The organism is Paenibacillus sp. 102, assembly GCF_039549175.1.
Taxonomy (GTDB): domain Bacteria; phylum Bacillota; class Bacilli; order Bacillales; family Bacillaceae_G; genus Bacillus_A.
On sequence record NZ_JBCGHT010000028.1, the window covers coordinates 1 to 23,029 of the forward strand.

At 37.0% G+C, this 23,029-nt stretch carries 24 protein-coding genes and 1 other annotated feature; of the genes, 14 read left to right on the top strand and 10 right to left on the bottom strand.

What is annotated here, in order from left to right; translation table 11 throughout:
- A partial coding sequence (locus AAIE21_RS27340; protein WP_343269593.1) for a prealbumin-like fold domain-containing protein occupies nucleotides 1–462 on the top strand: 462 nt, incomplete at its 5' end.
- 53 nt (nucleotides 463–515) lie between these two features.
- Here the strand turns inward: AAIE21_RS27340 and AAIE21_RS27345 are convergent.
- Nucleotides 516–1,436 (bottom strand): Gfo/Idh/MocA family protein, encoded by a 921-nt coding sequence (locus AAIE21_RS27345; RefSeq protein WP_343269594.1) that lies wholly within the window; start codon nucleotides 1,434–1,436, stop codon nucleotides 516–518.
- Between the two features lie 127 nt (nucleotides 1,437–1,563).
- On the bottom strand, nucleotides 1,564–2,265 hold the full coding sequence (locus AAIE21_RS27350; RefSeq protein WP_343269595.1) for an ankyrin repeat domain-containing protein: 702 nt from the start codon (nucleotides 2,263–2,265) through the stop codon (nucleotides 1,564–1,566).
- A 365-nt stretch (nucleotides 2,266–2,630) separates the two neighbouring features.
- On the opposite strand from AAIE21_RS27350, the gene AAIE21_RS27355 reads away from it, so the two are divergent.
- The 3 genes from AAIE21_RS27355 to AAIE21_RS27365 all read left to right on the top strand — a co-directional run bounded on the left by AAIE21_RS27355 (nucleotide 2,631) and on the right by AAIE21_RS27365 (nucleotide 6,097).
- The gene (locus tag AAIE21_RS27355) at nucleotides 2,631–4,088 is read left to right on the top strand and encodes a sensor histidine kinase (RefSeq protein WP_343269596.1); all 1,458 of its coding nucleotides are present in this window, start codon (nucleotides 2,631–2,633) and stop codon (nucleotides 4,086–4,088) included.
- A 1-nt stretch (nucleotide 4,089) separates the two neighbouring features.
- A complete protein-coding gene (locus AAIE21_RS27360) occupies nucleotides 4,090–4,779 on the top strand; it encodes a response regulator transcription factor (protein ID WP_343269597.1) in 690 nt (229 codons plus the stop codon).
- Between the two features lie 232 nt (nucleotides 4,780–5,011).
- Entirely contained in the window at nucleotides 5,012–6,097 is a 1,086-nt protein-coding gene (locus AAIE21_RS27365; RefSeq protein ID WP_343269598.1) for a hypothetical protein, read from the top strand.
- 29 nt (nucleotides 6,098–6,126) lie between these two features.
- Here AAIE21_RS27365 and AAIE21_RS27370 read toward each other — a convergent pair whose 3' ends face one another.
- From AAIE21_RS27370 to AAIE21_RS27385, 4 genes are read right to left on the bottom strand one after another with little or no spacing between them, the layout of a single operon-like run.
- Entirely contained in the window at nucleotides 6,127–6,984 is an 858-nt protein-coding gene (locus AAIE21_RS27370) for an alpha/beta fold hydrolase (RefSeq protein ID WP_343269599.1), read from the bottom strand.
- A gap of 53 nt (nucleotides 6,985–7,037) precedes the next feature.
- Nucleotides 7,038–8,204: an acetoin utilization protein AcuC gene (locus AAIE21_RS27375; protein WP_343269600.1), complete on the bottom strand. Its 1,167-nt coding sequence runs from the start codon at nucleotides 8,202–8,204 to the stop codon at nucleotides 7,038–7,040.
- Nucleotides 8,201–8,845, bottom strand: coding sequence for an acetoin utilization AcuB family protein (locus AAIE21_RS27380; RefSeq protein ID WP_343269601.1), 645 nt, complete (start codon nucleotides 8,843–8,845; stop codon nucleotides 8,201–8,203). Before AAIE21_RS27380 ends, AAIE21_RS27375 begins: the two co-directional genes overlap by 4 nt.
- A 17-nt stretch (nucleotides 8,846–8,862) precedes the next feature.
- The gene (locus AAIE21_RS27385) at nucleotides 8,863–9,495 is read right to left on the bottom strand and encodes a GNAT family N-acetyltransferase (protein WP_343269602.1); all 633 of its coding nucleotides are present in this window, start codon (nucleotides 9,493–9,495) and stop codon (nucleotides 8,863–8,865) included.
- A 176-nt stretch (nucleotides 9,496–9,671) separates the two neighbouring features.
- Here AAIE21_RS27385 and acsA point away from each other — a divergent pair, with 176 nt between their 5' ends.
- The 5 genes from acsA (at nucleotide 9,672) to tyrS (ending at nucleotide 15,038) form a co-directional block, all read left to right on the top strand.
- Complete coding sequence (acsA, locus tag AAIE21_RS27390) at nucleotides 9,672–11,390, top strand: acetate--CoA ligase (protein WP_343269603.1); 1,719 nt, start codon at nucleotides 9,672–9,674, stop codon at nucleotides 11,388–11,390.
- 96 nt (nucleotides 11,391–11,486) lie between these two features.
- Entirely contained in the window at nucleotides 11,487–12,044 is a 558-nt protein-coding gene (locus AAIE21_RS27395; protein ID WP_343269604.1) for a maltose acetyltransferase domain-containing protein, read from the top strand.
- 358 nt (nucleotides 12,045–12,402) lie between these two features.
- On the top strand, nucleotides 12,403–12,765 hold the full coding sequence (locus AAIE21_RS27400) for a hypothetical protein (RefSeq protein ID WP_343269605.1): 363 nt from the start codon (nucleotides 12,403–12,405) through the stop codon (nucleotides 12,763–12,765).
- Nucleotide 12,766: 1 nt separating this feature from the next.
- Nucleotides 12,767–13,405, top strand: a complete 639-nt coding sequence (locus tag AAIE21_RS27405; protein ID WP_343269606.1) for an O-methyltransferase — start codon at nucleotides 12,767–12,769, stop codon at nucleotides 13,403–13,405.
- An 83-nt stretch (nucleotides 13,406–13,488) separates the two neighbouring features.
- Nucleotides 13,489–13,714 (top strand) — a binding site (T-box leader).
- A 67-nt stretch (nucleotides 13,715–13,781) separates the two neighbouring features.
- The gene (gene tyrS / locus AAIE21_RS27410; RefSeq protein WP_343269607.1) at nucleotides 13,782–15,038 is read left to right on the top strand and encodes a tyrosine--tRNA ligase; all 1,257 of its coding nucleotides are present in this window, start codon (nucleotides 13,782–13,784) and stop codon (nucleotides 15,036–15,038) included.
- Here the strand turns inward: tyrS and AAIE21_RS27415 are convergent.
- The gene (locus AAIE21_RS27415; protein WP_343269608.1) at nucleotides 15,035–15,319 is read right to left on the bottom strand and encodes a hypothetical protein; all 285 of its coding nucleotides are present in this window, start codon (nucleotides 15,317–15,319) and stop codon (nucleotides 15,035–15,037) included. The two genes, tyrS and AAIE21_RS27415, sit on opposite strands and share 4 nt — an antisense overlap.
- Before the next feature lie 67 nt (nucleotides 15,320–15,386).
- Between AAIE21_RS27415 and AAIE21_RS27420 the strand changes: the two genes are divergently transcribed.
- Complete coding sequence (locus AAIE21_RS27420; protein ID WP_343269609.1) at nucleotides 15,387–15,515, top strand: transporter; 129 nt, start codon at nucleotides 15,387–15,389, stop codon at nucleotides 15,513–15,515.
- A 123-nt stretch (nucleotides 15,516–15,638) separates the two neighbouring features.
- Here AAIE21_RS27420 and rpsD read toward each other — a convergent pair whose 3' ends face one another.
- Nucleotides 15,639–16,241: a 30S ribosomal protein S4 gene (gene rpsD, locus AAIE21_RS27425; RefSeq protein WP_000135315.1), complete on the bottom strand. Its 603-nt coding sequence runs from the start codon at nucleotides 16,239–16,241 to the stop codon at nucleotides 15,639–15,641.
- A gap of 352 nt (nucleotides 16,242–16,593) precedes the next feature.
- On the opposite strand from rpsD, the gene megL reads away from it, so the two are divergent.
- Entirely contained in the window at nucleotides 16,594–17,784 is a 1,191-nt protein-coding gene (gene megL / locus AAIE21_RS27430; protein ID WP_343269610.1) for a methionine gamma-lyase, read from the top strand.
- 41 nt (nucleotides 17,785–17,825) lie between these two features.
- Here megL and AAIE21_RS27435 read toward each other — a convergent pair whose 3' ends face one another.
- Nucleotides 17,826–18,305, bottom strand: a complete 480-nt coding sequence (locus tag AAIE21_RS27435) for a GAF domain-containing protein (protein ID WP_343269611.1) — start codon at nucleotides 18,303–18,305, stop codon at nucleotides 17,826–17,828.
- Nucleotides 18,306–18,454: 149 nt separating this feature from the next.
- Here AAIE21_RS27435 and refZ point away from each other — a divergent pair, with 149 nt between their 5' ends.
- Complete coding sequence (gene refZ / locus AAIE21_RS27440; RefSeq protein WP_343269612.1) at nucleotides 18,455–19,093, top strand: forespore capture DNA-binding protein RefZ; 639 nt, start codon at nucleotides 18,455–18,457, stop codon at nucleotides 19,091–19,093.
- 47 nt (nucleotides 19,094–19,140) lie between these two features.
- On the opposite strand, the gene AAIE21_RS27445 is transcribed toward refZ, so the two are convergent.
- On the bottom strand, nucleotides 19,141–20,085 hold the full coding sequence (locus AAIE21_RS27445; protein ID WP_343269613.1) for a DMT family transporter: 945 nt from the start codon (nucleotides 20,083–20,085) through the stop codon (nucleotides 19,141–19,143).
- A gap of 138 nt (nucleotides 20,086–20,223) precedes the next feature.
- Here AAIE21_RS27445 and AAIE21_RS27450 point away from each other — a divergent pair, with 138 nt between their 5' ends.
- Nucleotides 20,224–21,051: a LysR family transcriptional regulator gene (locus AAIE21_RS27450; protein ID WP_343269614.1), complete on the top strand. Its 828-nt coding sequence runs from the start codon at nucleotides 20,224–20,226 to the stop codon at nucleotides 21,049–21,051.
- Between the two features lie 234 nt (nucleotides 21,052–21,285).
- Entirely contained in the window at nucleotides 21,286–22,998 is a 1,713-nt protein-coding gene (gene ezrA / locus AAIE21_RS27455) for a septation ring formation regulator EzrA (protein WP_343269615.1), read from the top strand.
- The last annotated feature ends 31 nt before the right edge of the window (nucleotides 22,999–23,029 follow it).

Consider the following 23,029-nt stretch of genomic DNA (forward strand, 5'->3'; position numbering starts at 1 on the left):
AAGCTTCCAGGAGCTGAATTTACGATTTACGATGAACAAGGAAAAGAAGTAGTAAAAGGAAAAACTGACGAAAAGGGAATTGCGAAATTCGAAAAATTACCATATGGAAAATATACGTATAAAGAAACATTTGCACCAGAAGGATATTTAATTAATGAAGAAACATTTCCATTTGAAATCAAGCAAGATGGAGAAATTATTAAACATACTGTAAAGGATAAAAAGAAACCTGAAAAGGTAGTTACACCGGGTACAACAACACATCCAGATAACAACCTTCCAGCAAAAGAACAGGTACAATCAAAAATAGAGAAAGAATCATCGAAAGCAGAGAAAGAATCGACAATAGGAGGATTATTACCGGCTACTGGTTCAAATCTTTCAAATTGGATTTTTATTGTAGCTGGGGGATTATTACTAGCTGTAGGTTCGATACTGTTTATGAAACGTAAAAACGCATAGCAAAAATAAAACAACCATTTAGTTTTATGACTGAGTGGTTGTTTTATTTTGCTTTATATAGTTAATTGTAGTAATGACGCTAACAGTTGCTGTGATTTCAAACCTTCTACTCCATCAACCATTGGCTGTGTATCTCCTTGTACACAATCTATGAAATGTTGTACAGCACCTTCAAATCCACGCTGTTTTAATGTCGTTTCCCATGAAGGTGAACCGCTTTGTGTAATACGATTATCTTGCTCGATTTCTAATGTGTTCATGTTTTTTACACGAATGATTTTCCCTGTTGTGACAAGTTCAATTTGTTCTAAATTTGTACCAGCATGACGATGCATAGCGGTAGAAAACAATGTACCGTTTGTACTTGTATACGTATGATGCCCATAAAGGAGTTCGTTTTTTTCGTTAATTTGCATCATATCGTGAACAACACGAAGATCACCATCAGCCAACCAGCGCGCTGTATCGACGATATGTAAATAGTCATCGAGCATTGTAAAGTCATATGTGTATGGACCAACTTTGTTTGTGCGATGCTTTTCAATACGAATCCATGAAACATCATTTGCTTGTTCCTTCGCGGCAACATACATGGGAACGAAGCGACGATTGAAGCCAACCATAAGTTTTCGGTTATGTTTTTCGCTCAGCTCTACTAATTTTTCAGCTTGTTCGACAGTAGCAGCTAACGGTTTATCGACATAAACATCGATTCCTTTTTGAAGTAGCTCAGAAACAATTTCGTAATGTGTTGCAGTGGAACTATGGACAAACATTGCATCGCACTCTGAAGCGAGAGTTTGTAAGCTAGTGAAGTCTTGAATACGATATTGCTCACAAATTTGTTTGCGTTTTTCAGTATTCGGTGTAAACGCTCCTACAAATGTCCAATCTATTTCTTTTGTAAGTGTTGGAAGATAAGCCTTTTGTGCGATACCACCTAATCCAATCATTCCAATTCGAGGTTTGTTCATATATTTTCCCACCCTGTTATAAATATATATAGGTTGTCTAGCTGTGTAGCTATGTTTGACGGAATAACTGTAGCATAGTGTGCGGGGAAAGGCAAAATTAAAATTTAGATATACTCGTAGTACTTTCTTATTTATGAACGTTCGATTCTTGTGCACTGGCTTGTAATAAAATCCCTTCAATTTCTTTAAATTTGTGAGCACGTGCATGTTGCAGTGGGGTAACTCCATCATGATCTGGAATATGTATATCTGCGCCATGTTCAATTAATAAACGTATCACTTGCTGTTGATCTTTATTCCCATCACTCAGTACGATAGCTTCCATTAATGCTGTCCATCCGAGGTTATTAACATGGTTTACATCAATATTTGTTCGAGTCAAAAGTTCTTTTATCACTTCGATATACCCATGCTCTGATGCGGGAATGAGAGCTGTTCCACCATAACGATTTGTAAGTGTTGGATCGGCTCCAGCATCAATTGTTAGTTTTAGAATCTCTACATACCCTTCAGCGCCAGCGTATAAAAATGGATTATTTTTCATCCCATCTTGGATGTTTACATTAGCTCCGGCATCAATCAGTACTTGTGCAGTTTTCACATCATTTGCATATGTAGCAACCATAGCAGGGGTGCGTCCTTGACTATCTGTTACATTTATATTTGCTCCTTGCTGAATCAATGATAGAACGGTAGCTGTCTCTCCTCGTTCTGTAGCTGTGAATAGTTGTTTTTCCATACTTTCCATCTCCTTTTTAGGTTCTTGATCTTGTGTGCAACCTTGTAAAAAGAATACACAACATATCATACTTAAAGTTCTTTTTAACATTGAATCTCACCACTTTCTCATTGATAAGTGTAAGGAATTATAATTTTGTAAGAATTGTCTTAGAAGATAGGTACTTCACTTTATACTTTAAAATATAAATATTAATTTTTCATAAACTACTGCTAAAATAACTATAAAATCGCTTGAGTATTCGGAAATATCTCCTTATGCTTATGAATAACATAGGAAGGTTTATAAAGTGAAACTTCCATCAGTGGGGTAGGTTTCATTCCCCACTGATGGTTAGTTGAACCAATCGGGCTTTTACGGGCAGTTATCCCCCACCTATCTTCCTCGTTTTTCTCTGAATCTTGAGGTGGGAGTTTTACTGCCCGTTAATGCGGGATAAAGTGAGGAATTAGATCATGTCTATTAAAACAAGGTTTCTGTTGTCTTATATTGCAGTTATTTTTGTTTCAATTACTCTTTTATTAATTACGGGTTTTTTAATTGTTTTTTCTATAACAGGGAATTTGGAATCAGTGAAAAACTTCTACAAGAGTTCTTATATTCAAAAGCCACTGACACCAGAGGAAGAAAATGCGTTTCTTGAATTAAAATTAGCAGCTAAGCAGAATCAACCACAACTATTCGATGAAGCAATGATGCCATCATTAGAGAAAAAAGGTGTGAAAATAGTTGTAAGAAAAGGGGAAACAATTTCATATGCATCAGAAGATATTGAAGGTTCTAATTTAAAAGAAGCTCTCCCGAAATTTGAAGCAACGAATATTAATAGTCGTGGTACTGCTGAACTAAATGATACATTTTATCGTTATGTAAAGTTTGATTTTTATTTTCCTCATCATGAGGAAGGAAGTATATTTGTATTAAATAAGCAAAGCTCATATGTAGATTTAACGCAAAAGTTATTTCCTATTTTATTTATATCGTTATTGCTTTTAGCCATTTTTATCATTGGGTTATTAAGTTATTTCGTTTCGAGAAGTGTGATAAAACCTATTCTCATATTGAAGGGTGCAACTGAAAGAATTAAAGAAGGAGATTTACATTTTCAAATTCCAGTTACGTCTCATGATGAAATTGGACAATTAAATCAAGCGTTTGAAGAAATGAGGCAGAAATTAAAAGAATCAATTGAAGTGCAAGCGCAATATGAAGAGAATCGAAAAGAGCTTATTTCGAATATCTCTCATGATTTAAAAACACCAATTACATCTGTTATTGGATATGTAGAAGGGATAAAAGATGGAGTTGCAAATACACCGGAGAAGATGGACAGATATTTAACAACAATTTATACAAAGGCAAGACATATGGATACACTCATTGATGAGCTATTTTTATTTTCAAAATTAGATTTGAATCGGGTGCCGTTTCAATTTGAAACGATAGAATTGTATACGTTTATGGAAGATTTAATAGAAGAGATACAGATGGATTTAAGTAAGGATGGAATCCATTTATGCTTACAATCATATGGTGAACCGCCATTATATGTAACCGCTGATCGTGAGAAAATAACGCGAGTTATATCTAATTTAATTCATAATAGTGTGAAGTACATGGATAAAATGCAGAAAGAAATTACGGTTACATTACTAGATGAAGCGAATACGGTAGTAGTGAGAGTTACGGATAATGGATCGGGTATAGAATCGGATACACTTCCATATATCTTTGAACGGTTTTACCGTGCCGAACAATCCCGTAATTCTAGTACAGGTGGAAGTGGGCTGGGCTTGGCTATCGCAAAGCAAATTGTTGAAGAACACGGCGGAGAAATTTGGGCGGAAAGTAAATTGGGAGAAAGCACAAGTATTTTCTTCTCATTGAAAAAAGTACAGGAATGTGGTGAGTAAATTGAAGCGAGTGTTACTAATTGAAGATGAAGTAAGTATTGCAGAATTGCAGCGAGATTATTTAGAGATTCATGATTTTCAAGTTGATGTACAACATTCAGGTGAAACAGGATTGCGCTGTGCTTTACAGGAACAATATGATCTAATCATTTTAGATATCATGCTTCCTAAAATGAATGGATTTGAAATTTGTAAACAAATACGTGCTGTGAAAGATATTCCTATTTTACTTGTCTCAGCCAAAAAAGAAGATATAGATAAAATTCGTGGGCTTGGGCTCGGAGCGGATGATTATATTACAAAGCCGTTCAGCCCAAGTGAATTAGTTGCAAGAGTAAAAGCACATATCGCTCGTTATGAACGATTATCTGGAAATATGATCAAGCAGCGAGATATGTTATATATTCATGGGATTTCTATTGATCAACGTGCTAGAAAAGTCTTCATAAACAATCAAGAAATTGCTTTTACAACGAAAGAATTTGATTTGCTAACATTTTTTGTGATGAACCCGAATCAAGTGTTAAGCAAGGAACAATTATTTGAGCGTATTTGGGGACTAGATTCAGCTGGAGATTTAGCTACAGTTGTTGTTCATGTGAGAAAGTTACGTGAGAAAATTGAAAGAGACCCTGCTCATCCGCAGTATATTGAAACGGTGTGGGGAGCTGGATATCGTTTTAACGTATAGTAAACCTGTCAAAGTATAGACAGGTTTTTTTATGTTTAAGGGGAGTGAGATAAAAAATATATTACCTTTATTTAATCTTTTTTTAATAATTTATTTATTGGCACTTTATACTTTCTATCTATTATAGGTATCACAGAAAGAAAGTGAGCAGATAAGGAGATATGAGAACACGGGTATCTGTTGTATGAGTGTTAGATGCTTGAATAAAATAATTATTTTTGGGGGTATAAGGATGAAAAAAATTAAATTTTTAGTACCAGCCATGATTGGATTTACAGTAATGGTAACAGGTTGTGCACAAGGGGAAACAAAAGTAGAAGCAAAACAGGAGACAAAACAAGAAAAGAAAAAAGAAAAGAAGCAACAAGAAGCACAAATTACAAAATTACAGCCATTAAACGCAATGACATTACAACTAACATTTTCTAAGCCTTTATCAGAAGAAGAGGTAAATCCGGAAAATTTAGAGGCAATTAAGAAAAATTTTGTATTTGATAACGGCTTAGAAATTGTGAATGTACCACGATTAAAAACAGGAGCTACAAGTACATATATTGTACCTGTTACAGTTCAAAAACCAGGCACAAAATATAAGGTAAGTTATAAAGGTGGGAAAAAGGAAAAATTCGAGGCGAGTATTGAAAAAATTAATATTCGCCAAGCGAAACAAGTGACAAATGATACATTTGAAATTGAATCCTTTTTAGAAGACGGTGTGACAGATTATGCAAACATTATTGAGGCATACAAAGCTGGAAGAGGAGATCAAGCGTTTCAGTTAGATGAAGAAAATAAAGATAAAGAAGGAAAACAATATCAAATTATTTCTTCGCTGCGAGATCGGAAACTAACAATTACATCAAGCTCAGGGGAACAAATTGTAGTAGGATATGTTCCGTTTACACAAGCGGCAGATGGCAGACAAGCACCGAAGTTTCGTTTACCTGCTGGTCAAACGTTACAATCAGGTATGACATATACAATAACGTCTGATTGGGCGACGCTTAAAAATCCAACATTTACTGCGGGAGCTATTGAGCCACTTACGATTCAAAGTGCAGAAGCGATAGATAATAAGTCAATTCAAATTACGTTAGGAACAGATCCGAATATGGAACTGTTTGCTGGACGAAAAGTAGAATTACAAGGGGAAGATGGAAATAAACTAGAAGCACAATATAGTTTTTCTTCTCGAAAAGGAGCGGTAGGAATCTTTGATTTACAAAATGGTGCAACGTTGCAGTCAGGTAAGAAATACACGGTTGTACCGATGAACGGCTGGGCAACTGCGAATCAGGTCACGTTTGTAGCAAAATAGAGAAGGAAAATATGAAAGCAGTAGGCGATTTAGTACCTACTGCTTTCGTGTTGTAATACTGTATAAAAAGTTTGAATGATAGAGGAAAACCGATGACTTTCTTCTAAAAAAGGATAATGATTGCTATGTTCAAATGGAATAAAGAGAGAACCACGTATACCTTTGTGCATCTCGATAGAATATTTCATTGGACATTGAATATCATGATTTCCGCAAATGATGAGTGTTTTTGTTTTGATTAAGGAGAGATCATCTCTTACATCAAATTGTGGATATTCTTTAGCAAAAGCATTCATGCGACTCACTGCCATAGTCTTATAGATAGGTTTGGAAAAATAAGTTTCGTATCGGTCGGGCTGATGTAAAGATAATTTGGTCCGTTCAATAGATAGTTTTCTTCGATCTTCTTGTGTAAGATGAGGGAATTTCAATTCTTCGATAAGGTCTTGCATATATTGAAATTGCGGATGATCAGGATGATAAATACAATCTGGTATTTTCGTATAATCACTAGCAGCAGCACCGACAATAACTAAAGATTGCAAGGAATTTGGATAGCTAATAGCGTATAAAAGTCCAAGCATACCACCTGTAGAATGACCAGTGAAATGCCATGAAGACAATTGCAAAGCTTCCTTTATAGCTTCTAAATCTTCAATTGTTTCGTGCATACTTAATTCGCTTTCCATTGTAGCTTTTGCAGAGTGACCGGCATCTTTTAAATTAATAAGAAATACTTGGTGAGTAGAAGTAAAGCTTTCAGCAAAATAATCACCGGTTTCGTTAAATTGGGAGTAATGATGTGTAACACATAGTGGTTCACCAATGCCTTTTGTAAAAATTTCAAAAATACCGCGTTTTGTATGTAAGAGATGCCGTTTCCACATGAATATTCTCCTCCATAAAATAAGAATAGGAGAAAATCTCCTATTCTTATCATTTAATATAAAGCCTTTTTTGTATTATTTCGAATAATTTCAAGAGATTTTGCCACTGTTAATGCATTTTTTTCTTCAATTTCTGGCTTTCTGGGGATAGGATTATACATGTTGTTAGGGTCTTCCCATGTAAGAGGAAGATCTGTAGGTGCTTGTCCTTTCCAAGCTTCAATCCATTCTGGTGGGAGATAACCTGAGATGTTTTGGATGTTGTTCATTTCGAGCCAAATAAGTGCCCATGCCCTTGGAACGACGCGCCATATGTCGTAGCCACCACCGCCAACCGCAATCCAGCGCCCGTCGCAGTATTCATTGGCGATTTCATGAGCAAGTTTTGGAATTTCACGATAAATTTGCATCGTTGCACAAAGGTGAGTAAGAGGGTCATAATAATGTGCATCGGCCCCGTTTTGCGTTAAAATGATATCCGGTTTAAAGTAAGCTGCGACTTCTTTCACAACTGTACGATAAGATTGTAAAAAAGATTCGTCTTCTGTAAAAGCGTCGAGTGGAACGTTAAAAGAATAACTATAGCCCATGCCTTGACCACGCTCGTTTACAGCGCCGGTTCCCGGAAATAAATAGCGCCCTGTTTCATGTAGTGAGATGGTGCAGACGTTAGGGTCATCATAAAAGGACCATTGTACACCATCGCCGTGATGGGCATCTGTATCAATGTATAAAACACGCAATCCATATTTTTTCTGCATATATTTTATAGCGATAGAGCTATCGTTATAAATACAAAAACCAGATGCTTTCCCCCGGAATCCGTGGTGCAGTCCGCCGCCTAAATTTAATGCATGCTTTACTTGGCCTGAAAGAACGGCATCTACAGCTGTTAATGTACCACCAACAAGTAATGCACTCGCTTCATGCATATTTGGAAACATAGGTGTATCTTCTGTTCCAAGGCCATATGACATGGCGATTGATTGTTCTAATTTTCCTTCTCCAGCACGTTTTACCGCATTTATGTATTCCTCTGTATGAATGAAAGCAATTTCCTCATCAGTTGCCATTCGCGGTGGAATGACTTGAGAAGGATGAATAAGCCCGCTTTTTTCTAATAAATCGTAGGTGAGTGTAACGCGAAGCTGATTAAAGGGATGTTCAGGGCTAAAGGAATAGCCCCGAAAATCATCTGAATAAATGAAGGCACTTGTCATGCCTGCATCCCCATAATGTTTGGCCATAAGACATGATAGCCTTTTTTCTCTAATGTTTCGATCACTCTTAGAGGATTCATCGTTTGGATGCGGAAAACGAGTACTTTATCATTCTCATCTTTTGCTGGATAGACGAGAACGCTCACAATATTAATGTGCAATTCACTAAAAATAGCAACTACCTTTCCGAGAATACCAGGTTCATTCTTTACTTGAATTTCAATTTGTGAACTTGGCTGGTGAGCACCTGTTAGCTTGACGAGTGTATGCAATACTGTGGATTCCGATATGATTCCAACAAGTTTACCGCTCTTTGTAACAGGAAGACAACCGATTTTATTTTCAAAAAATAGCGTCGCAATTTCCTCAACAAAATCAAGCGGATGGCATGTCATTACAGGCTGTTTCATAATTAATTGAATCGGTTGTTTAAGCATATCCATTGACACTTTTTCATCGAGAATGGATGGACTTGCATCACGTACATCACGGTCAGAAATAATACCGACTACGTTGTTGTTATGACCGACAATTGGAATATGTCGAATGCCTTTTGTACGTATGGTTCGGATTGCGGTTTCGATTGTGTCATCTGGATGCAGTGTGATTACATCATGATTCATAATTTCTTCTACAATCATGGAATATGCCTCCCTTCTTAATACATAAAACGATTTTGAAAGCGTAAACGGTCAAATGCTTGGATGGAGTTTGTATCAACGCGTTTGCCAATGCGAACCATTAAGCAGTTAGCGGGATGAGAACAAATTTCTGGATCATCAGTGGCCATCCATTCTAATCCACCAGCATTCATCATCTTTTCCATCACTTTGCGGTATTCCCAAACATTCAAACCAGTTTGTTTTAAATCCCAGTGCCAATAATATTCAGTCGTTAATATAATATAATCTTCCATATGGTCATCCATCATAGAAACTTCTAATAGATTTTTTCCAACAGAGCATCCACGGACTGCTGGAATAACTTCAATTGCTCCGAGTTCAATTAAATTCTCCATGTTTCCTTCTGACCATCGTTCTAGCGGATCAGGATATAAGTATGTAACATATCCGACAATTGTTTGGTCTTGTCTCGCAATAATGAGACGAGCTTCTGGTAATTTAGAAATTTCAACAATTGCTTTATATTGCTGTTCAGCAGGACGAAATGCAACTAAGTCTGGATGAAATTCATGCATTTCGAGATTATGTGTAGACACCGGGCCTTCAATAATTAAAGTTCCTCGCGCCGTTTTCAAGTTTCTTGCATTATATATTTTTCTATGAATCAATGTTTTACTCACCACCTTGAGGGTTTGTGAATCTACTATATATCGTACCTTACAGTATATGCGATGTGAATCGAATTTTGTCAGTAAAAATTTGTCTAAAAAACAACAAATATACTGAAAATTTTAAATAATATCATTATAATAGATAATAGAATACATAGGAGGGGATGTAAAGTATGAAAGTAGAAACGCTTCCAGTTATTAAAGGAGAAAATAATTTGTTGAACTATGAAGAAACATATGCGGGTTTTAACTGGGAAGAGGTGAATAAAAACTTTTCCTGGTATGAAACAGGCCGAGTAAATATGGCGTATGAATCAATTGATAAACATGCGAAATCTGATCGGAAGAATAAAGTAGCGCTTTATTATCAAGACGGATCGCGTAAAGAGAAATATACATTTAAAGAAATGAAGGAATTCTCCAATAAAGCGGGAAATGTCCTAAAAAACTATGGTGATGTCGAAAAAGGCGATCGCGTTTTTATTTTCATGCCGCGTTCACCAGAATTATATTTTGCGCTTCTTGGTGCAGTCAAATTAGGTGCAATTGTTGGGCCGTTATTTGAAGCATTTATGGAAGGAGCAGTACGTGATCGCTTAGAAGATAGTGAAGCAAAGGTGTTAATTACAACGCCTGAATTACTAGAGCGTGTACCATTAAATGATTTACCAGCATTAAAAACAGTCTTTCTTGTTGGAGAGAATGTAGAAGAAGGCGGAAAGCTTGTCGCATTTAATCCATTATTTGAACAAGCTTCTAATAAGCTGCAAATTGAATGGTTAGATCGCGAAGATGGATTAATCCTTCATTATACGTCTGGTTCTACTGGGAAACCAAAAGGTGTTCTTCATGCACAAAATGCAATGGTGCAGCATTATCAAACAGCAAAATGGGTGCTTGATTTAAAAGAAGACGATGTATACTGGTGCACAGCGGATCCAGGCTGGGTGACAGGAACTGCTTATGGCATTTTTGCACCGTGGTTAGTGGGTGGATCAAATGTCGTTTTAGGAGGACGTTTTAGCCCAGATGCATGGTACGAAGCGTTGCAAGATTATGGCGTGACAGTTTGGTATAGTGCGCCAACAGCATTCCGTATGTTAATGGGAGCTGGTGAAGGAGCGATTAAGAAATACGACTTATCAGCACTTCGTCACGTATTAAGTGTTGGGGAACCGTTAAATCCAGAGGTTATTCGCTGGGGAATGAACGCATTTGGTCTTCGCATTCATGATACATGGTGGATGACAGAAACTGGAGGACAAGTTATTTGTAACTATCCTTGTATGGAAATCCGCCCGGGATCAATGGGTAAACCAATTCCAGGCGTGAAGGCAGCGATTGTTGATAATGAAGGGAATGAAGTACCACCGTATACAATGGGGAACTTAGCAATTGCAAAAGGCTGGCCAGCAATGATGCGCGCAGTTTGGAACAATCCGCAAAAATATGAGTCGTACTTCATGCCAGGAGATTGGTATGTATCAGGGGATTCTGCTTACATGGATGAAGATGGGTATTTCTGGTTCCAAGGGCGTATTGATGATGTAATTATGACATCAGGTGAGCGCGTTGGTCCATTTGAAGTAGAAAGTAAGTTAATTGAACACGCTGCTGTAGCGGAAGCTGGTGTAATTGGTATTCCAGACCCAGTGCGCGGAGAAATTATTAAAGCCTTTATCGCACTGCGCGCGGGATATGAAGCATCTGATGAATTGAAAGAAGAGATTCGTCAATTTGTGAAAAAAGGCTTAGCAGCTCATGCAGCTCCAAGACAAATTGAATTCCGAGATAAATTACCGAAAACGAGAAGTGGTAAAATTATGCGACGCGTGTTAAAAGCGTGGGAGTTAAACTTACCAACAGGTGATTTATCGACGATGGAAGATTAAGAGAGAAAGGTCTGGACTAATACGTTCAGGCCTTTCTTTTTTTGTGTTATGATAAAGGTGTAAAACTTATATATATGAGTTAAAGGGGATAGTAAAATGAAAACAGAAAAAGAAAAGATGATACAAGGGGAAATGTACATACCTGCTGATTCGACCTTAGTACAAGAGAGGGAGCAAGCTCGCATATTAACGAGAAGGTTAAATGATACGCCAGAAGTGAAATTAGAAGAACGTAGTGCAATCGTAAAAGAACTATTCGGAACGACAGGGGATAATATTCATATTGAATCTTCCTTTAAGTGTGATTACGGCTATAACATTCATGTTGGTGAAAACTTTTATGCGAATTTTGATTGCGTCATTTTAGATGTATGTCCTGTAACAGTCGGTGAGAATTGTATGTTAGCCCCAGGGGTTCATATTTATACTGCGACGCATCCGCTTGATCCAATTGAACGCATTAGTGGCAAAGAATTTGGTAAACCAGTAACAATTGGAAATAACGTTTGGATTGGCGGGAGAGCCATTATTAATCCGGGGGTTACAATTGGCGATAATGCGGTGATTGCTTCTGGTGCAGTTGTAACGAAGGATGTTCCTGATAACGTTGTAGTTGGTGGGAATCCAGCGAAGGTAATAAAAGAAATAAAGTGATTTATATAAAGCAAAGCCAAAGAGTATACTCTTTGGCTTTTGTAGTGAAATTTAAACTATTAATTCTTTATATAAGAAAATAGTTTAAAGAAAGTAGGAAGTTGATTTTATCCTGTAAAAGTTCGGTTGGTGAGGTCTGAGAATCAATGGGATGAATAACCCCTATTGATTAGAGTTTTACTCTGTTTAGTGTAAATAGTGATTGGAAAATTACTGTAATTTTTCGGAATATTCAAGGTAATGCAACCTGAAAAAGGTATCTTGTCTATTTGTTTCACATTGACACATTGTATACAAATGTATACAATTAATAAAAAACAATGCGTATACATTCGTATACAAAAGGAGCGTTTTTATAATGAGAAAAGAAAAGTTTAAAGAATTTAAGAAAGAAGGCCACCATCGTGGTGAGCGTCACAGAGGAAAAGATAGTTCACAACGTGGGCCAAAAACTTTCCGCCGAGGGAGAGCAATTGCTTTTTTAGAGATGATGAATGTGAAACGTTCAACGATTAAGCAACAACTAGATGCACCAGAGTTTCAATCAATTCATCAAATTTTAGTTGGGGAGTTAAAAGCCATTGATATGGTAATTAACGAGTTTATTCAATTATTTGAAATACATGAAAGTGAAGCAAGTGAAATACCGGATGAGAAAGATGAAGTGACAGAAGCTACTACATCGGATAGAAAAGAGCGTAGTGAGAAAGGGATGGAATGAAATGAATCTCGTTAACAGTTATATCGATTCAATGTTTTCGAAGCAAGATGCTTTTTTGGAAAAAGTGATTTCATCCATACAAGAAAATGGGATGCCTTCTATATCGGTATCCCCCTCCTCAGGAAAACTTTTAACCATGCTCGTATCTATTTCAGGAGCTAAAAGTGTTTTAGAAATAGGGGCCCTTGGTGGCTATAGTGGAATTTGTCTTGCTAGAGGATTTGGTAAAGAAGGAAAGTTAACTTCCCTTGAATTAGAGGAAAAATATGCAAAGTTAGCACACAGTAATTTATCGAAAGCTGGTTTTGATGATCAAGTATCATATATTACGGGACCGGCTTTGCAGAGCCTGGAACAATTAGTTGATGATCATAAGCGATTTGATTTTTTCTTTATTGACGCTGACAAAGAAAACTATGAAAATTACTTGAAATATTGCATTGAGCTGGCGAAACCAGGTGCTTTAATTGTGACTGATAACGTACTTGCGGGCGGTAGTGTAGCAAATTCAGGTGCTAAACCGAAACGTTATACAGAGTTAATGAAGAAGTTCAATGCAACTGTGGCCAATCATTCTCAGTTAGAATCTTTGCTTATTCCAATCGGTGACGGGATGACGATTTCAAAAGTAAAGAAGTAAGAGGATATATAGGAATGCATGTAATGTTCAAGCTCTATTTGACACGCCTATATAAATGATGGTATAAAGAAAAGTATATAAATAACTGAGCGTGGAAAGGGAGAAGTAGTGATCATTTCCCTGTTTTAGAGAGCTGATGGTCGGTGGAAATCAGCACATAGATGATCGCGAATTACGCCCCTAGAGCATCTTTTTTCGATTGAATTGTATTCAAAAGGGAAAAGACGGTGCTGAGCCGTTATGTGAATGAGGTGGTAGGCTTTTGCCTGCAACTAGGGTGGTAACGCGATGATCAAAATCGTCCCTTATTTGAGGGGCGATTTTTTTATGTTTTCACATTTCACGCTCTATTAATTTAAAGGAGAGTATGTAGGATATGGGTATTTTACAAGATCTTGAATTTCGCGGACTAATTAATCAGCAAACAGATGCTGAAGGTTTAGAGCAATTATTAGAAAAAGAAAGTGTAAAATTATACTGTGGTTTTGACCCAACAGCGGACAGCTTACACATCGGTCATATGTTACCAGTATTAATGTTGCGTCGTTTCCAATTAGCTGGTCATCAACCAATCGCACTTGTTGGTGGCGGTACAGGAATGATCGGAGACCCAAGTGGTAAAAAAGCAGAGCGTACATTAAATACGAAAGATACAGTTGCTTACTACACTGAAAGTATTAAAAACCAACTTTCAAACTTCTTAGAGTTTGAAAATGTGGACAACCCAGCAACAATGGCTAATAACTATGACTGGCTTGGCAACTTAGATGTAATTACATTCTTACGTGACATCGGTAAAAACTTCGGTTTAAACTACATGTTAGCAAAAGATACAGTAGCATCTCGTTTAGAGACTGGTATTTCATTTACTGAATTTAGTTACATGATTTTACAATCATATGACTTCTTAAACTTATACCAACAACACGGTTGCCGCCTGCAAATTGGTGGTAGTGACCAATGGGGTAACATTACAGCAGGTCTTGAATTAATTCGTAAATCAGAAGAAGATGCGAAAGCATTTGGTTTAACAATTCCACTTGTTACAAAATCTGATGGTACGAAGTTTGGTAAAACAGAAGGCGGCGCAATTTGGTTAGACCCAGAAAAAACAACTCCTTATGAGTTCTACCAATTCTGGATTAATACAGATGACCGCGATGTTGTAAAATATTTAAAGTATTTCACATTCTTATCTCATGAAGAAATTCTTGAGCTAGAAAAACAAGTAGTTGAAGCACCAGAAAAACGTGCAGCACAAAAAGCTTTAGCTTCTGAAATGACAAAACTTGTTCATGGCGCGGAAGCATTAGAGCAAGCGATTAAAATTTCTGCAGCATTATTTAGCGGTTCTGTGGCTGAACTAACTGCAAGTGAAATTGAGCAAGGTTTCAAAGATGTACCATCTGTAGAGCGCAGTGCAGAAGATACAGTATTAATCGACTTACTTGTAGAAAGCAAAATTTCACCATCAAAACGTCAAGCGCGTGAAGATGTAACAAATGGTGCAATTTACGTAAATGGTGAGCGTACACAAGCACTAGATTATGTTGTAACAGAAAATGACCGCATTGAAGGTAAATTTACAATCATCCGCCGCGGTAAAAAGAAATATTTCTTAATTCGTTACTAATCAGTAAACGTGTATAAAAAAGGCTTTGAGGAGAAGGGCTCCTCAAAGCCTTTTTTAGAGTGTTGAGAAACGGGAGCTAGCAGACTCCTGTTTTTGTCATTATTTGTCGGAGTGTCGATATCCTTTGTCGAAACCCCGATATATTCAAAAAAGCGCTGATATATTTCAATTTGCGCCGATAAAATTTCATTTACTATTTTTCCACCAACCCACTTTATCGCTAATTCTTCTTTTTCAACAACCTCAAAGCCTTTTTGTTTTAATCTTCTTTCTATGTTCATACGAAAATCACAAGGGGGGAGTATGATATATGGTATAAGGTGAAAATGAAAGGAGTGGTAAAACAAGATGTCACTAGAAGCGCTCATTATTTTTTCTTTGCTAAATGCCAGTCAGCTTGCTGAGAATACACAAAGTGATGTACATAAAAGTCCTAAAGATGCTTATGTATATGTGGAAAAACAAGAAGATAAATAATTTTATTTTATATATAAGAGAAAGTTAAAAAGGATGATAAAGATAGCTGTCACTTTCAGTATCATCCTTTTTAAGTATTATAAGAATGAAAAAAGCCAATCCAAAAGGATCGGCTTTTTGTCATTAACGAGAGTAGAACTCTACGATTAATGCTTCGTTAATTTCAGCTGGTAACTCAGCACGCTCAGCGTGACGAGTGTAAGTAGCTTCTAATTTGTCAGCATCGAAAGTTAAATATTCTGGTACGAAGTTGTTAACTTCGATCGCTTCTTTAACAACAACAAGGCTGTTAGATTTTTCACGAACGCTGATAGTTTGACCAGGTTTTACGCGGTAAGATGGGATGTCTACGCGAGCGCCATCTACCATGATGTGGCCGTGGTTTACTAATTGGCGAGCTGCACGACGAGTGCGAGCTAAGCCCATGCGGTAAACTAGGTTGTCAAGACGAGCTTCAAGAAGGATCATGAAGTTTTCGCCGTGTTTACCTGGCATTTTACCTGCTTGGTCAAATGTGCGACGGAATTGACGCTCAGTCATGCCGTACATGTGACGAAGTTTTTGTTTCTCTTGTAATTGTAAACCGTATTCTGAAAGTTTCTTACGTTGGTTCGGACCGTGAGGACCTGGTGCGTAAGGGCGTTTTTCTAATTCTTTACCTGTGCCGCTTAGAGAGATTCCAAGACGACGAGACAGTTTCCAAGCTGGACCTGTATAACGAGCCATAGTTGACTCCTCCTTTAAGTGTTTTTATTTTCGTAAAATAAAAACAGACGTAATCGACATTTATGCGCATTTTGTTTTCATGTACCTTCGCTCCAGCAGCAGGGAGTTACGAGATACACCTCAAAATGGAGGAACAAAATACAAACGATAAACTCACATTACAAGGCTGCCTTTTTATTTTACACAAACGCTATTATATCTTTTGAATGGAATTTCGTCAAGCGAGTTTCCATTTTGTTTTATACATGTAAAGTTTGGAAATTGCAAGAAGGAATTCGAAACAGTATGAAAGAAAGGATAGCAACAGATAGAAAACGCTTACATAAAATAAAGATATAAGGGGGATGTTTGTATGAAAAAGAAACAGATAGAAACAGCATTGATTCACCACGGGTATGATTCTAAGATGCATAAAGGGAGTTTAACGCCACCGCTATTTCAAACGTCAACTTATACATTTGAAACAGCGCAGCAAGGAGAAGCAAGTTTCGCTGGACAGGATCCATCTTACATTTATTCCAGACTTGGAAATCCAACTGTGGAATTATTTGAGGAGCGTATGGCTGTTTTAGAAGGGGGAGAATCGGCTTTAGCGTTCGGTTCTGGAATGGCCGCAATTTCGGCAACGCTTCTCGCATTTTTACGTGCTGGAGATCATATTATTTGTTCAAACGGTTTGTATGGATGTACGTACGGTTTTTTAGAAGTGTTAAAAGAGAAGTTTATGATTACACATTCATTATGTGATATGGAAACCGAAGAAGAGATTCAGGCAAGTATGCGCCCAAATACAAAGTTGATATTTGTTGAAACACCCATTAATCCAACAATGAAACTTATCGATTTAGAAAAGGTTATAAAAGTTGCAAAACAAAATGAACTGCTTGTCGTTGTTGATAATACATTTTGTTCACCTTATTTACAAACACCTCTTACACTTGGATGTGATGTTGTTCTTCATAGTGCAACAAAATATATTGGTGGACATGGAGATGTTGTTGCGGGTGTGACGGTTTGTAAAACGAAGGAGTTAGCTGAACAAATTCGCCCGATTCGAAAAGATATTGGCGGAATTATGGCACCTTTTGATGCATGGCTCTTGCTCCGTGGCTTAAAGACATTAGCTGTACGAATGGATCGGCACTGTGATAATGCGGAAAAAGTGGTCGAGTTTTTGAAAAATCACGAGAGTATTGAAGCGGTATGGTATCCAGAAGGAGAACTAGCATCTCGCCAAATGAAGCGCGGGGGCGGTGTGATTTCATTTACGATTAAAGGCGGAAAAGAAGAAGCACAAGCATTTATGAATGAGTTGAATTTTATTACGATTGCAGTAAGTCTTGGTGATACAGAAACATTAGTGCAGCATCCGGCAACGATGACACATGCTGTTATTCCAGCAGAAGTACGCCATGAAATGGGTATTTTTGATAATTTAATACGCCTATCTATTGGATTAGAAGCATGGGAGGATATTACCCTAGATTTAGCGGATGCACTGCAGAAGCTATCGGATACATTTTCTCATGTGAACGGAGAATAAGAAATGAGCCATCGATCTATGAAATCGGTGGCTCTTATCTTTTACATATGTTTGAGGAGCGTTTCCACAAATTTTTCTAAGTAGTGTTGATCTACTTCATCGAAGCGATTTTTTTCAGGACTATCGATATCTAACACACCAATGACGTTACCTTCTTTTATGACGGGTACAACAATCTCAGAATTAGAGGCGCTATCACAAGCGATGTGACCTGGAAATTGATGAACATCAGCAATAAGCTGCGTTGTTTTTGTTTCAGCTGCCACGCCGCAAACACCGCGTCCAAATGGAATGCGAACGCATGCTGGCATTCCTTGAAAAGGTCCAAGTACAAGTTGATTTTCTTCTGTTACATAAAAGCCAACCCAATTAATGCGCTCTAAAAATTGGTTTAGAAGAGCCGAAGCATTTGCTAAATTAGCGACTACATTTGATTCACCAGTTAATAATGCATCAAGTTGTTTAATTACCGTTTCATATTGCTGCTCACGTGATCCTGCATAACTCTCTTTTGTAAACATGGAAACGTCACCCTTTCTATCGATAAATGTAAAATTATAGCAAAATACGCTGTATTTCATATGACTTTGTCGATAGAAAATTAAAGGAATTTGTCTTAAAAGTCAAGAAATTTACACTATAGCTGTTCAGGCTGAGAGGAAGTGAGCGCATGAAGCAGACGAAACAAAAGGTAATTGATGCGGCAATTTCATTGTTTAATACGAAAGGATACGATGGAACATCGGTGCGAGATATTGCAAAGCGGGCGGATGTGAATGTGGCTAATATTTCATATTATTTTGCTGGAAAGCAAGGTTTATTAGAACAGCTTATAACAGATTTCTTAGAAGGATATATTGGGGTAATTGAGAGGTCATTTGAACAAAGAGACTATTTGTCAGCTAAAGAAGTGATGAATCAAACCGTACGAGGGATTTTACGTTATCAGTTTGATCATAGGGAACTTACGCGATTCTTTTATAGAGAGCTCTCCCTTGATACAACGTTAATCCGGGAAGTGATGACTGTTTATTTTTCTAAAGAAAGATATTATATAGAGCAAATTATTAAACAAGGACAAGTGCAGAAGGAGTTTCAAAAGGTGTCTTTTACAATGTTTATGACGCAGTTAAAAGGCATGATAAATATGCCGTATTTATATCCGCAGTATATATCGGAGGTGCTGCATTCGTTTCCGTCAGAAACATTCTTTTTGGAAATGTATACGAAAGAAGTAGAGCAATGGATGGAGCAAATATTATGTGCAACACATATGTATTACCCTTTGCCGAGAGCGGTTCATATGTAAAATACCCCTGCCATATTGTAGGTAGGGGTATTTTATGGGCATGTTTTTCAAGAAGTGATTTCTTCTTGCATACGCTCTTGTTTTCGTTGCCATAAGTTGTTACATAGTAACGCGATAATTGTCATGATCGCTCCAATTACTTCAATCTTTTCAACTTGATATCCTCTAAAAATGGAACCTATAAGTGCAAGCACAGGAACTAAATTCATAAATAAGATACCGTTAATAGATGAAATAAGGCGATTGCCCATATTCCAGCAAAAGACTGCGATAACTCCAGCGATAATGGACATATACAATAATTCAAATCGCACTGTAGCAATCGTATGGAATGTAGGTACAGAAATCAAGTTCATATATGTTAGTAAAGTAACAGTGAGAACGAGCGAAATGGATCCGAATAAACATGTAAGTGTTGTATAACGAAGTGGCGACCAAGTTGGAAAATGAGAGCCACCGTTTGTGTAAATAACCCAGCAAATAACGCCAGAGAGCATGAATATATTGGTGGAGATATGACTTGCTGTTCCAAATAATAGATGAATATTGCCTTTGGAAATAACAAGTAGCACGCCTATAAGTGCACAAAACATACAAAGAAATGTATAGTTTTGTGGTTTTTTATTTTTTAAGCCCCATTGTAATAGTAAAGCAAGCAGTGGCATGAGAGATTGAATCATGGCTGCGTGAATAGCACCTGAAGGTCCTGCTACTTGTTGTCCGTAGAAAACAAGAAATCCATATCCAGCAAAACCGACTGTACCATAAAATAACAAATAGAAAGCTTGTTTTTCTAAGTGAAAAGCACGTTTTCCTTCAATCATGAAGAGAAGTACGGTAAAAATAATAGCGGCTGATCCGTAACGAAAAGTAGTGAAAAAGAATGGGTCTATAAATTGTAGAGCGCTGGCCATAACGGGAAACATAAAGCCCCAAGCTGTTACGGCAAGTAAGCATAAAAGAGAACCAAATAGTATTTGTTTTTTATCCAAGAGTATCTTTCTCCTTCTTATTTAGATATAGTAAGTTCATAAAAATAAGCATGAGATGAGTATAGCGCTCCCCTTCTATGGACAGGAAATAGTGATTTGTTATAGCGGTTATAACTTTTTGTTAGAGGTGTATATGAAATGGATTTTGAAGCAGTACAATCGTTTATTGAGGTGAAGCAGACGAGAAGCTTATCAAAAGCTAGTAAGCGTCTGCACATTTCACAGCCAGCCCTTAGTAAACAAATTCAAAGGTTGGAGGCGGACTTAGGAGTCAAGTTATTAACACGGTCTGCACAAGGCGTAGAGTTAACAGATGCTGGGGAACTATTTATAAAACGGATTGAGCCAATTATAGAACAAATAAATGGTTTGAAAGGAGAGCTCAAGGGGTATCAAGAAAAGAAAAAGATTTCAATTGGTGTATTGCCGAGTTTAGCTGCTTATTACATATCAAAATGTAGAGATTCATTAGAAACATATGAAGTAGAATGGAAAATTGAACATACGAAAGTACTAATGGAATTATTTCGAGAGCGAAAGATTGATGCGATGTTAGTTGATTCGGAAGTGGCGGGAGCCAAGTTTGTTAAAGAAGTGAAAAAGGAAAATATTGTTTGTGTTGTTTCGAATGAACACGTTTATAAAGATGAACATACGATTCAAATAAAGAATTTACAACATGAAAAGCTTATTATTTATCCGGAAATTTGTGATATTAGAAAAATGATTATGACAACGTTCAAAGGAATGGGTGTTAAACCAACTATCGCAGTAGAAACATCATACGCTGAGCCAATGCTTGCAATGGTTAGAGCGGGTCTTGGTATTACGCTATTACCAGAAATGGCAGTGGAACAGGCAGTGCAAGATGGGATTAGTATTATACATGTGGAACCGGCGTTAACGAGAGTGATTTATTTTATATCGCATAGGGAAGAGAGATCTTTATTGCAGGCGTTACAGTGAATATTTATAAACGCATGAAAAAGAAGATACAGAAATTTTTAGGGAGCGATATTACAAACACAACAAAAGAAACATGAAATTTTAAAAAAAACTAGGTCAAAAACACATCATTACATGGTATGATTAGTACATTGTTAGTTGTTAAATATAGGGGATTTCCCTTTTTATACATAATGCCTTCCATTTCATAAACGGAACGGACAAAAAAAGAGAGATAATAGGAGGCTATTTTGCATGGATTCTATCCTGACGATCGTTATCATCGTAGTAAGCTCTATTCTAGTGCTGCTCATGATAGAGCTCGTGATAAGAAATCGTTTATATAAAGATATTGAAGCACTTGAGCAGTGGAAACAAGAAATAAAAGATAAACCTGTTGCAGATGAATTGAAGCGGGTTAAGGATTTAAATATGACTGGACAAACAGAAGAACTGTTTGGAAAGTGGCGTGAAGAATGGGATGAAATTGTTACAAACCTTCTGCCAAAAGCTGATAAAACATTAGAAAGTGCCCAGAAATCAGCCTCACAATTTTCCTTCCGAAAAGCAAAACGTTTGATGAGTGAATCCATTCGTGATTTAGATGAAGCGGATAACCGCATTACGGAGATGTTAAATGAATTGCAACAATTGCTAGAGAGCTATGAGAAAAATAGTTCGGAAATTGAAGAGTTGCGTGATACATATCGTAGTATGAAAAAGAGCGTACTCGCTCATCGTCATATGTTTGGACAATCCGAACAGAAAATTGAAGAGTTACTTGATATAGAACAGGCGAAATTTCAAGAATTTGACGAGGCAACAGCAAACGGTGATTACTTAAAGGCGCGTGACATTGTAAAGAGTTTGGAAGATGGATTAGCGAACTTAGAAATTATCGTTCATGAAGTTCCTGATTTATTAGTGGAGTGTCAAGCGACATTACCAGTACAATTAGATGATTTATTACAAGGTCATGATGATATGAAAAGACAAGGATATGTATTAAATCATTTAGAAATCCCTAAAGAAGTACGAGAGATGAACAAACAACTACAAACATGTCTGATTGATTTGGAAGAGCTTTATATAACAGAAGTAAGCGAGAAAATAGAAGGCTTAAAAAAGCGTTTGGATACGTTGTATGATCAATTAGAACAAGAAGTACATGCGAAGCATTATGTAGAGAAACAGTCAGTTACTGTTTATGAAGATTTAGAGGAAATTCATGAAAAAGCAATTGAGACAAAATCCGAAACACAATTTGTGAAACAAAGCTATCAGTTGCAAGATAAAGACATTGAGTCACAAAAATTGATTGAAAAACAAATGCATATTTTAATGAAACGCTTTGAAGTGTTACAACTACGTATTGCGGAGCAAGATATTGCTTTTTCTGTTATTCGCGAAGAACTGGAAGAGATTTATGAGCAATGTGAAACATTGAAGGTACTTCATGTAGAATATAAAGAGATGCTACAAACGATGCGTAAGGAAGAGTTTGAAGCGCGTGAAACATTACAAGAAATGCGCCATATGATTGTAGAAGCAAAACGCTTTATGCAAAAGTCTAACTTACCAGGTCTTCCAGAAAGCATTATGGAAGATTTGCAAAGAGGACAAGAGGCAATGCAAGGTGTTTATGAACAGTTAGAATTAAAACCGCTGAATATGCATGTTGTAAATAGTATGTTAGAAGAAGCATATACAATCGTAAACGGTGTATCTGAAAAGACGCAGGAGTTAATTGACCAGGCGTACTTAGTAGAAAAGCTAATCCAATACGGTAATCGTTACCGCAGTCATGATGGTGACTTGGCGCACAGCTTGGAAAATGCAGAGAGATTGTTCCGTGAATATGAATATGATGCAGCTTTAGAACAAGCAGCTTCTGTTCTGGAACAACTTGAACCTGGTGTTGTACAAAAAATTGCTGAATTTGTTGATAATGGACAAACCCCTCGATGAAAAAGGGGTTTGTTTTTTTGTGCTAGATTTG

Bases quoted from the DNA above. Each gene is read 5' to 3' on its own strand.
- AAIE21_RS27450 (WP_343269614.1), top strand. From the start codon at position 20,224: ATGGATTTTGAAGCAGTACAATCGTTTATTGAGGTGAAGCAGACGAGA.
- acsA (WP_343269603.1), top strand. From the start codon at position 9,672: ATGAAAGTAGAAACGCTTCCAGTTATTAAAGGAGAAAATAATTTGTTG.
- AAIE21_RS27350 (WP_343269595.1), bottom strand. From the start codon at position 2,265: ATGTTAAAAAGAACTTTAAGTATGATATGTTGTGTATTCTTTTTACAA.
- AAIE21_RS27365 (WP_343269598.1), top strand. From the start codon at position 5,012: ATGAAAAAAATTAAATTTTTAGTACCAGCCATGATTGGATTTACAGTA.
- AAIE21_RS27405 (WP_343269606.1), top strand. From the start codon at position 12,767: ATGAATCTCGTTAACAGTTATATCGATTCAATGTTTTCGAAGCAAGAT.
- AAIE21_RS27375 (WP_343269600.1), bottom strand. From the start codon at position 8,204: ATGACAAGTGCCTTCATTTATTCAGATGATTTTCGGGGCTATTCCTTT.
- AAIE21_RS27420 (WP_343269609.1), top strand. From the start codon at position 15,387: ATGTCACTAGAAGCGCTCATTATTTTTTCTTTGCTAAATGCCAGTCAG.
- AAIE21_RS27370 (WP_343269599.1), bottom strand. From the start codon at position 6,984: ATGTGGAAACGGCATCTCTTACATACAAAACGCGGTATTTTTGAAATT.
- AAIE21_RS27355 (WP_343269596.1), top strand. From the start codon at position 2,631: ATGTCTATTAAAACAAGGTTTCTGTTGTCTTATATTGCAGTTATTTTT.
- tyrS (WP_343269607.1), top strand. From the start codon at position 13,782: ATGGGTATTTTACAAGATCTTGAATTTCGCGGACTAATTAATCAGCAA.
- AAIE21_RS27395 (WP_343269604.1), top strand. From the start codon at position 11,487: ATGAAAACAGAAAAAGAAAAGATGATACAAGGGGAAATGTACATACCT.
- AAIE21_RS27400 (WP_343269605.1), top strand. From the start codon at position 12,403: ATGAGAAAAGAAAAGTTTAAAGAATTTAAGAAAGAAGGCCACCATCGT.
- AAIE21_RS27415 (WP_343269608.1), bottom strand. From the start codon at position 15,319: ATGAACATAGAAAGAAGATTAAAACAAAAAGGCTTTGAGGTTGTTGAA.
- megL (WP_343269610.1), top strand. From the start codon at position 16,594: ATGAAAAAGAAACAGATAGAAACAGCATTGATTCACCACGGGTATGAT.
- rpsD (WP_000135315.1), bottom strand. From the start codon at position 16,241: ATGGCTCGTTATACAGGTCCAGCTTGGAAACTGTCTCGTCGTCTTGGA.
- refZ (WP_343269612.1), top strand. From the start codon at position 18,455: ATGAAGCAGACGAAACAAAAGGTAATTGATGCGGCAATTTCATTGTTT.
- AAIE21_RS27345 (WP_343269594.1), bottom strand. From the start codon at position 1,436: ATGAACAAACCTCGAATTGGAATGATTGGATTAGGTGGTATCGCACAA.
- AAIE21_RS27380 (WP_343269601.1), bottom strand. From the start codon at position 8,845: ATGATTGTAGAAGAAATTATGAATCATGATGTAATCACACTGCATCCA.
- ezrA (WP_343269615.1), top strand. From the start codon at position 21,286: ATGGATTCTATCCTGACGATCGTTATCATCGTAGTAAGCTCTATTCTA.
- AAIE21_RS27435 (WP_343269611.1), bottom strand. From the start codon at position 18,305: ATGTTTACAAAAGAGAGTTATGCAGGATCACGTGAGCAGCAATATGAA.